General features: G+C 61.0%; 8 protein-coding genes and 1 pseudogene. 3 read left to right on the plus strand and 6 right to left on the minus strand.

What is annotated here, in order from left to right; genetic code table 11:
* Positions 1 to 109: 109 nt before the first annotated feature.
* Positions 110 to 2,068 carry a protein-disulfide reductase DsbD gene (gene dsbD / locus HWX34_RS14030; protein ID WP_255496746.1) on the minus strand — a complete coding sequence of 653 codons (1,959 nt, stop codon included), beginning with the start codon at positions 2,066 to 2,068 and terminating at the stop codon, positions 110 to 112.
* Between dsbD and HWX34_RS14035 the strand changes: the two genes are divergently transcribed.
* A complete protein-coding gene (locus HWX34_RS14035) occupies positions 2,067 to 2,864 on the plus strand; it encodes an alpha/beta fold hydrolase (RefSeq protein ID WP_178972812.1) in 798 nt (265 codons plus the stop codon). The two genes, dsbD and HWX34_RS14035, sit on opposite strands and share 2 nt — an antisense overlap.
* Here HWX34_RS14035 and HWX34_RS14040 read toward each other — a convergent pair.
* The 4 genes from HWX34_RS14040 to HWX34_RS14055 are packed head-to-tail and all read right to left on the minus strand — an operon-like array spanning position 2,858 to position 7,199.
* On the minus strand, positions 2,858 to 4,150 hold the full coding sequence (locus HWX34_RS14040) for an MgtC/SapB family protein (RefSeq protein WP_178972813.1): 1,293 nt from the start codon (positions 4,148 to 4,150) through the stop codon (positions 2,858 to 2,860). The two genes, HWX34_RS14035 and HWX34_RS14040, sit on opposite strands and share 7 nt — an antisense overlap.
* 23 nt (positions 4,151 to 4,173) lie before the next feature.
* Positions 4,174 to 6,027: a 1-deoxy-D-xylulose-5-phosphate synthase gene (gene dxs / locus HWX34_RS14045; RefSeq protein WP_178972814.1), complete on the minus strand. Its 1,854-nt coding sequence runs from the start codon at positions 6,025 to 6,027 to the stop codon at positions 4,174 to 4,176.
* A gap of 16 nt (positions 6,028 to 6,043) precedes the next feature.
* Positions 6,044 to 6,940, minus strand: a complete 897-nt coding sequence (locus HWX34_RS14050; RefSeq protein WP_178972815.1) for a polyprenyl synthetase family protein — start codon at positions 6,938 to 6,940, stop codon at positions 6,044 to 6,046.
* Positions 6,930 to 7,199: an exodeoxyribonuclease VII small subunit gene (locus HWX34_RS14055; protein ID WP_370459748.1), complete on the minus strand. Its 270-nt coding sequence runs from the start codon at positions 7,197 to 7,199 to the stop codon at positions 6,930 to 6,932. Before HWX34_RS14055 ends, HWX34_RS14050 begins: the two co-directional genes overlap by 11 nt.
* Positions 7,200 to 7,325: 126 nt before the next feature.
* Here HWX34_RS14055 and HWX34_RS14060 point away from each other — a divergent pair, with 126 nt between their 5' ends.
* Entirely contained in the window at positions 7,326 to 8,159 is an 834-nt protein-coding gene (locus HWX34_RS14060) for an SDR family oxidoreductase (protein ID WP_178972816.1), read from the plus strand.
* A 385-nt stretch (positions 8,160 to 8,544) separates the two neighbouring features.
* Positions 8,545 to 9,711, plus strand: a pseudogene (locus HWX34_RS21505) (PAS domain S-box protein); the annotation flags it as partial.
* Between the two features lie 150 nt (positions 9,712 to 9,861).
* Here the strand turns inward: HWX34_RS21505 and HWX34_RS14070 are convergent.
* Positions 9,862 to 10,539, minus strand: a complete 678-nt coding sequence (locus tag HWX34_RS14070; protein WP_178972818.1) for a hypothetical protein — start codon at positions 10,537 to 10,539, stop codon at positions 9,862 to 9,864.
* Between the last annotated feature and the right edge of the window lie 557 nt (positions 10,540 to 11,096).

The raw sequence follows: 11,096 nt of genomic DNA on the forward strand, positions 1-11,096 counted from the left end.
GCTATCAGAATAGCACGCAAAACAGGATCAGCACGGACACGGTCCGGGTCGTGGCGGTACTGATCCTCGATAATAACTACAAATATGACAAATGTTAATGACGTTTGAATTACTGCAATAGGGTTTGCAGTTGGCGGGAAAAGTCGGCAGCCGGGGTAAAGCCGATTACCCGGCCTTGTTCCTGACCAGCAGGGTCAAACAGGATGATGCCTGGCGGGCCAAACAGACCAAAGCGCTTGAGCAGGGCCTGATGTTGCGGCAGGTTGGCGGTGACATCTGCCCGTAGCAGCACGAAGCGCTGCATGAGCGGAGTGACGGCGGCGTCGGGAAAGGTTTCGCTTTCCATTTCCTTGCATGACACGCACCAGTCGGCATAGAAATCCAGCAGTAGGGGTTTGCCGCTGGCACGGGCTGCGGCCAGTTTGCTGTCCAGCTCTGTCGTGCTGCTGACGGGGGCAAACACCGGCTGCTGACTGACGCTGGCCTGTGCCTTGTTGCCCGCCAGCCATTTCAGCGGATAGCGCGGGTCGGTTTCCCCGGCCAGCGCGCCAGCCAGCTGTGCCGCACCCACCAGAAACAGCAGCAGGCCCAGACCCTTGCCCAGCTTGTGGCTGATGTGGGCATTGCCCGGCAGGGTTTCAAATGCCTTGAGGAACACCGCGCAGCCCACGCACAACGCAGCCCACAGCAGCAGTACCAGCATGGCAGGCAGGAAGGGGGTGGCCATCCAGATAGCCAGCGCCAGCATCAAGACGCCAAAGGCCGCCTTCACCGCCTTCATCCAGCCACCGGCACGCGGCAGCACGTGGCCGCCAAAAGTGCCGATCAGGATCAGCGGCAGACCCAGACCCAAGGCCATGGCATACAGCGCCGCGCCGCCCAGCACCGCATCGCCGGTGCTGCCGATATAGCCTAGCGCCAACGCCAGCGGCGGGGCCACGCACGGGCCGATGATCAGCGCCGACAGCGCGCCCATGGCAAATACCGTGGCCAGCTTGCCGCCGGACAGGCGATTGGAAGCATTGGCCAGGCGCGATTGCAACGCTGATGGCAGCTGGATGGTGTAGAGGTCGAACATGGACAGGGCAAACACCACCATCAGCACGCTGGCACTGAGGATGACCGCAGGCTGCTGCAGCCAGACAGTCAACAGCGAACCGGTGAGCCCGGCGATGATGCCGATCACGGTGTAGGTGAGTGCCAGCCCCTGCACATAAGTCAGCGACAGCCAGAAGCCGCGCTGGCGGGTGATATGCTGGCCTTCGCCGGCAATCAGTGAGGAAACAATGGGTAGCAGCGGATACATGCAGGCAGTAAAGGCCATGCCGATACCGGCCAAGAGGAAGCTGCCCAGCGTGGCCAGCCAGCCCTTGGCCGCCAGATTGCCGCCACTACCCGCCGGCTTTCCCGGCGTGGCATCCGCCAGCCAGTTGCTGCTGCCATTGCTGGCGCTGCCGTAACTGTTGATGTCCAGATGATGGGTGTAAGGCGGGTAGCACACGCCGGCGGTGGAGCAGCCTTGCAGCTTCACGTTCAGCTTGAACTGCGCAGGTGCGCCGGCATGTAGCGGCAGCTTGATCAGCTGCTGGCCATGATAAATCACCTGCTGGCCAAAAAAGGCGTCTTGCTTGGTCTGGCCGGGCGGCAAGGCCGGGCTGCCCAGCAAGCCAGCTGGTTCGGTGCTGAAACTCAGGCGGTCACGGTAGACGTAATAGTTGTCCGCCACCTTCAGTTGCAGCAGCAGGTGGTCCGGCTGGCGTTCCACGCTGACGGCAAAGGCTTTTTCCGGAGGCAGCAGGTCGGCCTGGTTCACCGCCAGTGCGGCAGTGCTCAGACCCAGCAGACTTAGCAGCGCAAGCAGGCGCCACAAGGGGGATAACAGGCGAAACAGTGAGTGCGGCATGATGATGGTTATCTGGAAGATGCAAGGGTTGACCAGCAAGGGGCCTGCCGGTTCCGTGCAGGCGGGAGGCGGGTAGCGCTGTGCCCGCTTGCTGCGGCTGGCAAAGTGCCATTTTACGGTAGTATCGACGCATAACAAATCAAAACGGGCGCAACACCACATCATGCAGGACATCATTCATTTTGCCCACGCCAACAGCTTTCCCGCGCCGGTATACGGCAAGCTGCTGCGCACACTGGGCCAGCACTACCAGATGGGCTGGCTGGATTGCATCGGCCATGACCCGCGTTATCCGGTGACGGACTGCTGGCCGCATCTGGTGGACGAAACCATTGCCGTGCTCAGCCGTTACCGCCAGCCGGTGATTGGCGTCGGCCATTCACTGGGCGGCTATCTGCTGTTTTATGCCGCTATCCGCGCGCCAGAGCTGTTCAAGGCGCTGGTGATTCTGGATTCACCCTTGCTGGGGCCGCGCCGGGCGGCGCTGATCTGGCTGGCCAAGACGCTGGGCCTGATCGCCCGCATCACCCCCGGCGGCAATACCCTGGGGCGGCGCGATAGCTGGGCCAGCGTGGAAATGATGCACGACTACTTTGCCCGCAAACCGGCGTTTGCCCGCTTCGACCCGGACTGTCTGGCCGACTATGCCTTGCACGGCAGCGAGGACGACGGCCATGGCGGGCGGCGATTGCGTTTCCGGCCCCAAATCGAACACCAGATTTACTGTGCGCTGCCGCATGATTTCCCGCGTTATCGCGGGCAACTGACGGTACCCACCGCCTTTGTTGCCGCCAGCCGTCATGATGTGGTGCGGCCATCCGACCTGCGCTACGCACAGCGCCACTTCGGCATGCAGCTGCATGAGGTGAGTGGCAGCCATCTGTTTCCACTGGAGCAGCCGCTGCTTACTGCACAGACCATCTTGCAACTGCTACCCGGCCTGCTGGCTCGCGCTCAGTGACTGCCCGATAGCACCAGCAAGCCCACAAGCATGCCGCTGCTGGCCGCCAGCAGGGTAGGCAGGCAGCGGCGCGCCAGCGCACTGCCACCCAGGCTGGCGATCAGGCTGAACTTGAACACATTATTGGCAGTAATCGCCAGCGCCAGCGTGGTGGCCACTTGCTGGCCGTCCAGCCGGTTTTCGCCAAACAGGTTGAAAGCTGTCAGCGAGATGGCGTCCACATCGTTCAGGCCGGAAATCAGCGCTACCACATACACGCCCTTGCTGCCGAACTCCGCATTCAGCCAGGCGGCGCAAAACATCACCAGTGCAAACATGGCGCCAAAGCCCAGGGCCAGCTTCATTTCCGAGGGGTTGCTCAGTTGCAGCTCCGGCTGCGGCTGGCCGTTATTATGCTGGCGCAACTGCCACAGCGCGGCACTCAGCCCGCACAGCAGGCCGGGCAACAGCACCCAGGCCGCCGCTGGCAGCACACTGCTTTGCACCACGGCAGCCAGCACCATCAGGCGCACGAACAGCACCAGATTGGCCAGCAGAATCACCGCCGTACCCAGGTGCAGCGACAGCGGGTTAGCGCGTGCCTCACGGGCGTAGATCAGGCTGGTGGCAGTGGAGGAAACCAGCCCGCCCAGAATGCCGAGCAAGGGGCCACCCACGCGCTGGCCCAGTAGCTTGACCGCCAGGTAGCCAGACAGGCTGATGCCCACGATCAGCGTTACCATCAGCCAAACCTGATGCGGGTTGACGGCTTGGTAGGGGCCGAAGGTGCGGTTAGGCAACAGCGGCAATACGATGAAGGACAGCGCGGCAAACTGCAGCAGTGATAGCAGGTCGCGCCGGTCCAGCTTGTGAGTGAGGCCGGACAGTTCCGGCTTGAGGTAGAGCAGGGCGGTGGCGACAATGCCCACCGCCACGGCAACGCCGCCAAAACCGTGCCATACCAGCGCGCCCAGACAGTAGACGACCAGCAAGGATGCCACGGTGGTGGTGCGCGGCTCGGTCTTGTCGCTGTCGGCATTGCGTTCCGGCAGAAAACCGAAGGAAGTCACCGCCAGCAGGCCGACGGTTTGCAGCAATACGCCATGTGATGGTGCATCCAGCATGGCGGCCAGCGTGCCGAAAATGGCAGTGAGCGGAAAGGTGCGGATACCTGCCAGGGTGTGGTGCTTGCGTTCGCGCTCCACCCCCATCAACAGGCCGATGGCCAGGCTGGTGACAAACAGCGGCAGCGCCTCGAAAGGGCTGCCCTTGAGATTCAGCCATGCTGCCAGATCAATACCGCCCATGACTGCCTCTCTTTACGCTGTTGTTATTGTTGCGGCAGCCAGCGGCGAATACTGGCCTCGATGCCGGCGGCGTTCAGGCCGCAATCGGCCAGCAATACCGTGGGGTCGCCATGTTCAACATAGTCGTCCGGCAGGCCCAGCAGCAAGGCAGGCTTGACGATGCCCATGGCCTGCATGGCTTCCAGACAGCCGGAACCGGCACCGCCCATCACCACGTTTTCTTCCACGGTGACGATGTAGTCATGCTGTTCGGCCAACTGGCGGATCAGCCCGGTATCCAGCGGTTTGACAAAACGCATGTCGGCCACCGATGCATCCAGCGCCTCGGCCGCGGCCAGGGCAGGGGCCACCATGCTGCCAAAAGCCAGAATCGCCACCTTGCCTTTGCCGCTGCGGCGCAGCACACCCTTGCCCACCGGCAGGGCGGTCATGTCCTGCTGGATGTCCACACCGGGGCCTACGCCACGCGGGTAGCGCACGGCGGTGGGGCTGTCCATGCAAAACGCCGTATACAGCAGCTGGCGGCATTCGTTTTCGTCAGACGGAGCCAGCACCGTCATGTTGGGAATGCAACGCAGGAAGGAAATATCAAAGGCACCCGCATGGGTGGGACCGTCGGCACCCACCAGACCGGCGCGATCGATGGCAAACAGCACCGGCAGGTTTTGCAGCGCCACGTCGTGAATCAGCTGGTCGTAGCCGCGCTGCAGGAAGGTGGAGTAAATCGCCACCACCGGCTTGGCGCCATCACAGGCCAGGCCAGCGGCAAAGGTAATGGCGTGTTGTTCGGCAATGGCCACGTCGAAGTAGCGGTCCGGGTGTTCCTTCTCGAAGCGCACCAGGCCGGAGCCCTCGCGCATGGCCGGGGTGATGCCCACCAGACGCGCATCCAGCTTGGCCATATCGCAAATCCAGTCACCGAATACCTGGGTGTATTGCGGCTTGCCGCCACTCTTGCCACCGGCCAGCCCGTTGGCCGGGTCGAACTTGGTGACGCCGTGGTATTTCACCGGGTCGTTCTCGGCCAGTTTGTAGCCATGACCCTTCTTGGTGACGATATGCAGGAACTGCGGCCCTTTCAGGCTGCGGATGTTCTTCAGCGTATCCACCAGCACGTCCAGATCGTGCCCGTCGATCGGGCCGATGTAGTTGAAACCGAACTCCTCGAACAGCGTACCCGGCGTAAAGAAGCCCTTGACGTGCTCCTCCACTTTGCTGGCAATTTCCTTCAAGGGCGGGGCCATGCCCAGCACCTTGCTGGAACCCTCGCGCATGGCGGCGTAGAAGCGGCCGGACATCAGCTTGGCCAGATAGTTATTGAGCGCACCGACATTGGGCGAAATCGACATGTCGTTGTCGTTGAGGATCACCAGCAAATCGGTATCCATCGCTCCGGCATTGTTCAGTGCCTCGAAAGCCTGCCCGGCAGTCATTGCGCCATCGCCGATGATGGCCACGCACTTGCGGTCCAGCCCTTGCAGCTTGGCGGCAGCCGCCATGCCCAGCGCCGCACCGATGGAGGTGGACGAATGGCCGACGCCAAAGGTGTCGTAGGGCGATTCCTCACGCTTGGGAAAACCTGCCAGGCCACCTTTCTGGCGCATGCTGCCCATGCGTTCGCGGCGTCCGGTCAGGATTTTGTGCGGGTAAGTCTGGTGGCCCACGTCCCACACCAGCCGGTCGTCCGGGGTGTTGAACACATAGTGCAGGGCGATGGTCAGCTCGATGCTGCCCAGGTTGGAGGCAAAGTGGCCACCGGTCTTGCTGACCGTATCGACCAGGAATTCGCGCAGTTCCGTCGCCAGTTGCGGCAGTTGCTGGCGGCCCAGCGCACGCAGGTCGGAAGGCTGATGAATGGTGTCGAGCAGCGGAGTCATTGTTGTTCTTCTGCGGTTAAAACGAGCGGGCCACGATGTAGTCGGCCAGTTCTTTCAGTCGGTCGGCAGCCGGGCCAAAGCCTTCCAGCGCGGCAAAAGCCTGTTCGCGCAGTTCGCGGGCAAACTGCTTGGCTTCGGCCAGACCCATCAGGCTGACATAAGTGGGCTTGTCATTGGCGGCATCCTTGCCGGCAGTCTTGCCCAGCGTGGCGGTGTCGGCTTCACAATCCAGCACGTCATCCACCACCTGAAACGCCAGACCAATGCGCTTGGCAAAAATGTCCAGCTGTTCGGTCTGCTGCGCACTCAAGGGCTGGCCTGCCATGGCACCCAGCAGCACGGCGGCGCGAATCAGCGCACCGGTTTTCAGCATGTGCATGAATTCCAGCTCGGGCAGGTTCAGTGTCTGGCCCACGCTGGCCAGGTCAATGGCCTGGCCACCGGCCATGCCGCCGTGGCCGGAAGCACGCGCCAGCAACTGGCACATGGCCAGCTGGCTGGCAGGGCTCACGCCTTCCATCGGGGTGGCAATCAGCTCGAATGCCAGGGTTTGCAGCGCATCGCCCACCAGCAGGGCGGTGGCTTCGTCGAACTCCACATGACAGGTGGGCTTGCCACGGCGCAACACATCGTCGTCCATGCAGGGCAGGTCGTCGTGCACCAGCGAATAGGCGTGGATCATCTCCACCGCCGCCGCCACGCGAGCCAGGTTTTCCGCACTGGCACCGCTCAGTTCACCTGCGGCAAAGGCCAGCAGCGGGCGCACGCGCTTGCCGCCTTGCAGCGTGGCATAGCGCATGGCCTGATGCAGGCGCTGCGGCAGGGTGTCCGCCGAAGGCAGAAAGCGGGCGAGGGCGGTTTCCATGGTTTGCTGGATCTGCGTCATCCAGCCGATGAAGGATTCATTGGCCATTACTGAGGTCCAGCGGTTTGAGTTCGTCGTTTTCCAGAATTTTCAATTGCTGCTCGGCGTCGGACAGTTTGCCCTGGCAGAACTTAATCAGCTCCACGCCTTGCTTGTAGGACGCAAGTGCAGTCTCCAGCGGCACATCGCCGCCTTCCATCGCCTGGATGATGTCCTCCAGCTGGGCCAGCGCGGTTTCAAAGCTGGCCGGGGCTTTGGCGGATTTCGCCATGGCGTTTTCCTTGTCGCAAAATCGGTAGTCGGCCATTTTATTCCATTTCCACTGCAACACGATATTTTTGTCTGCGTGGCAAGGGACAGGAAACTGCTTCAACAATGCACGCCGTATGGTGTAGGGTTGCGCCTGTTTGCCTGATTTTGACGAGGTTGTGACGTGTCCCACCCCCCTTGCATTCTGATTACCGGCTGCTCCAGCGGCATTGGTTACCATACTGCCAAACTGTTCGCCCAGCGCGGTTGGCGCGTGTTTGCCAGCTGCCGTCGTATGGAGGATGTGGCTCGGCTGCAAGCCGAAGGGCTGGAAAGCCTGCAACTGGATGTCACCGATACGGCCTCTATCCACACCGCCTTGCAGCAGGTACTGCGCCAGACTGGCGGACGGCTGGATGCCCTGTTCAACAACGCCGGTTTCGGCCAGCCCGGTGCGGTGGAAGACATCCACCGCCAGGCCATGCGCGAGCAGTTTGAAACCAATCTGTTCGGCCCGTGGGAACTCACCAATGCCGTGCTGCCCGTCATGCGTGCGCAGGGCCACGGTCGAATCATCTATAACAGCTCCATCCTGGGTTTTGCCGCCATGCGCTGGCGCGGCGCTTACAACGCCAGCAAGTTCGCCATGGAAGGCATGTGCGACACCCTGCGGCAAGAACTGCACGGCACGGGTATTTTTGTGTCGCTGGTAGAACCGGGGCCGATTGAAAGCCGCTTCCGCCCCAATGCCCTGCAACGCTTCTTGCAGAATGTGGATGTGACCGGCAGCGTGCATCGCGAGGAATACGAAGCCCAGCTGGTGCGGCTGAAAAAAGAAGGCCACGCCGCACCCTTCACCCTGCCCGCCACCGCCGTGGGCGAGGTCGCTTGGCAAGCAGTTACCGCCCGCCGCCCCAAAGCGCGTTACCGCATTACCAAGCCCACCAAGGTCTTCTGGCTACTGCGTCGGCTGCTGCCCACCCGCGCCTTTGACTGGGCGCTGCGCAAGGCGGTGTAAGCTAGCTGAATGGTCCCTGATAGGCTTTACCTTTTTAGCGCGTCGTACGTCATGTCATTAGGCTGAATCATTTAATGTAATAATGCTATTTGAATAAAATTTCTGTCTGACTTTATTCGACCAAAGTTGTATTGCATTGTCTGTAATGACTCAAATAAAGCAGCAATCAAAAGCAGATAAAGATTTATCTTTAGCAGCTAACCCGCCCCTGAAAACGCTTTACTGTCATCAAAGCATGGTTATACTCATACCCATGCTTGCGCTATTGCTTTAACGACTGACTAATAAAAGCAGCCATCGGGGGTAGTGAATGTTTAATAAGAAACTTCATGCAAAAATTGACCAGCAAGCAGCCACGCTGGATCAACAAAAAGCAATACTGGATGCCATCCATGCATCCACCGCCAGTGTCACATTCGATTTGAATGCCAATGTGGTGGAGTCCAACGCCCTGTTCCAGCAGGTAATGGGTTATAGCGCATCCAGCTTGCTGGGTATGAACCATCGCGCCTTCTGCGAATCCGGCTTTGCCGGGTCGCCAGCCTATCAGGCATTCTGGCAATCGCTGCGCGAAGGCAAGCCCTTCATCGGCCGGGTCAAGCGCCTGCGCAGCAATGGCGACGAAGTGTGGCTTGAAGCCACCTATAACCCGATCAAGGACGCCAGTGGCAAAATCACCGGCTTTATCAAATTCGCAACTGACATCACCCAACGGATGCAAGAAGCTGCACGTAATAAGGCAGTACTGGAATCCGTCAACCGCGTGATGGCCACTATCGAATTTACCCTGGATGGCACCATCACCAAGGTCAATCAGAACTTCTTGCGAGTCATGGGCTATCAGGAGTCGGAATTGATTGGCCAGCCCCATCGCCGACTGTGTACGCCAGAGTTTGCCAATAGCCGGGAATACGCCCAGCTGTGGGATCAACTGCGCAGCGGCCAGTTTTTCTCCGGCCAGATCAAACGCATTGCCAAGGATGGCAGCGAACGCTGGCTGGAAGCCAGCTACAACCCGGTATTTGATGAAGCCGGTAAGGTAGTGTCCGTCATCAAGTTTGCCACCGACATCACCACCAATGTGCAGACCCAGAAGCAGGAACGGGACAGCGCGCTGTTTGCCTTCAATACCTCGCAGCAAACCCGCCACTGGGCAGAAGAAGGCGTCAACAACATCAGCGACAGCGTCAGCAATATCGAAAACATGGCCAACGAAATTGCCACTGCCGCCCAAAGCGTGCAGTCGCTGGGCAAACACTCCCAGCAAATCGGCACCATCGTGCAAACCATCAAGGACATTGCCGACCAAACCAATCTGCTGGCCCTGAATGCCGCCATCGAAGCCGCCCGCGCTGGCGAAACCGGCCGTGGCTTTGCCGTGGTGGCGGACGAAGTGCGCAAGCTGGCCGAGCGCACCTCGCTGTCTACCGCAGAGATCTCCGGCATGGTGACTGCCATCCAGAACCAGACCGGTACTGCGGTGAACAATATGGACCAGATCAAGGCACTGGTGGAAGGCAGTGTCGATCAGGTCAACAAGGTGGGCGATGTCATCAACCAGATCCGCCAGGGGGCGGATTCGGTGGTCACCGCCATTCAACAGATGGCGCTGGACAAGGGCGTGCAGGCTGGCTGATCCCGCCTCTTTCATTACCTGTAACACGCCGCAGTCACCATCACCGCGCTGATGGGCTGCGGCGTTTCAGTTTGCCTCTGCTGCGCGTGCCATCTCCCGCCACGCCTGCTTGTTCATGCGCTGCGCCAGTTGCGCATGGCAGGCCGCCACCAGTTTCAGCAAATCCCCGTTCTGCATGCCCAGGCCCTTGGGCTGTGCAATTTCATCTGCCAACGCTTGCAAGGGTGTGACGCTGCACTCCAGCGCGCTGAGTCGGCCATGGCTATGGCGGCGCGGGTGGTCCGGGGTGTAGTCCAGTGTCAGCAGCCAGTGGGTGTGCTGCCAGTTTTCTTCCTGTTGCAGCACGGTTTGCAGTACGGCGTGGCTGATTTGCTGGCCGGCTTCAGCGGCCAGGCTGAGTGCTTGTTCCCAGCGTGGTGCAGCGGGTGGTAGCTGGTGCAGGGCGGGGAGCAGTTCGCGGCTTAGCCAGCGGCGTAGTTGGCGGGCGGCGGGTTTGCGGCTGCGGCGCAGGGCTTGCAGCAGGGCGGGCAGTGGCCAGCTGGGTGGGGTGTGGTCGTCGGGCTGGTGTGCGTGTGTTTGCAGTTGCTGGCGGAGTTGTTCGGTGCAGCGTGGGCCGATGGCGGCGGCGAGGTCGGCGATGGCGAGCAGGGGTGGGGTGTGGTGGAGGGTGAGGCGGATGGGTTTGCCGAGGTAGTGGAGGGTGAGGGGTGGTGGGGGCAGGGTGGTTTTGGGGTTAGCGGACATGGCGATGGCTCCATCAATATGGTGGTAGAGGATTTCCTGTCCGGATAATCAGGTCGCCAAACCTGGTTGCGCTGTTTAAGTGCAACTCGCAAAGGCTAAACAGCAAGCGGGCTAGTCGCAAGAGTCAAGAGTGTGGAGAAGGCTGGTAAGTGGTACAGGTGGTGTGCTTGCATCCGCTGACGCGGATGATGTTTTGCATTGCCGCTTCCGCGCGGCAAACGGGAAAGAGGGCTTGCCTGGACAAGCCCTCCTTCACCTCCAAGGCCACCCCGCAAGCATGGCCTGCGGCTGCCCGACAGGTCCCGCCCGGAGCGAGGCGCGCCTGAACTCGCGATTTGCTAACGTCAAATCGCTCAAACAGGGCAGGCGCTTAACACCTCGCCCCGGCCACCTGTCGGCATGCTTGACGGGGCCCATGGCCGCGTTGGTGCGGTGGTTTTTTTGATATGACTCCTCGCCGAAGCATCACGACTTGTAGGGCGGAAGCCCCCGGTTGTATCGGGGGCGTTCCGCCGCGGCTAAAAGGCCCCTTTCCACCCCCTTAGGTCCTGAGGCAG

Source organism: Aquitalea sp. LB_tupeE (genome assembly GCF_013391415.1).
In the GTDB taxonomy this organism is placed as follows: Bacteria; Pseudomonadota; Gammaproteobacteria; order Burkholderiales; family Chromobacteriaceae; genus Aquitalea.